The sequence below is a fragment of the Olivibacter sp. CPCC 100613 genome (genome assembly GCF_036959255.1).
Lineage (GTDB): Bacteria > Bacteroidota > Bacteroidia > Sphingobacteriales > Sphingobacteriaceae > Olivibacter.
The window spans coordinates 1-591 of record NZ_JAWMTI010000044.1; the positions used below are offsets into that span (position 1 = coordinate 1).

Below are 591 nucleotides of genomic sequence, written 5' to 3' on the forward strand. Positions count from 1 at the left end.
CCCACTATACCCAAGGCCGTTGGTACTAGAGACTCTCCCAAATGAAGCCCGATTATCGGATCATCAATTAAACGTTCGGCATTGAACCACAGCTGTTCAAATTGCTCTTCGTTGATTGGGCGGAAATCTTTTTGGTCTAGGTCTTTATTATTGATACCCGCTAGTTTACATAATTTCAAAGGGTCCGCATTACGTTGCACGGCATATCCAATGATACTTATTACCAATTGCTTCATAAGGTAAAATTAAGATTTTTGGTAATGCCAAGAACTGTCCTCTTTAAATTGTCGTGAAATGATAATTCGTTGTCGTCAAAGGGTAACGTTGTCGCAGAACTACATTATAGCTTTGTGGTATTGAATAACAATTAAATATCTTAAAAATGGAACAACAAACAGAAATCGTAGTAACAGAATTTGTGAATGCAGTAAAAAATCTGAATATGGAAAAACTAGGAAGCCTCTTGCATCCGTCAGTAAAGTGGAACCAACCAGGTGCGAACCGCTTTTCCGGACTAAAACAGAGCAGTAATGAAGTATTCGAAATGGTAGGAGGGATGTTCGAAATATCTCGAAATACGCTGTCACTCGC

1 protein-coding gene and 1 pseudogene are annotated in these 591 nt (G+C 38.9%); one reads left to right on the top strand and one right to left on the bottom strand.

Features of this window, described 5'->3' with window-relative positions:
• Positions 1 to 236, bottom strand: a 236-nt coding sequence (locus RYH73_RS26615) for an AraC family transcriptional regulator ligand-binding domain-containing protein (RefSeq protein WP_335316473.1), incomplete at its 3' end; no start/stop codon positions are given.
• A 146-nt stretch (positions 237 to 382) separates the two neighbouring features.
• Between RYH73_RS26615 and RYH73_RS26620 the strand changes: the two are divergent.
• A pseudogene (locus tag RYH73_RS26620) lies at positions 383 to 591 on the top strand (nuclear transport factor 2 family protein); the annotation flags it as partial.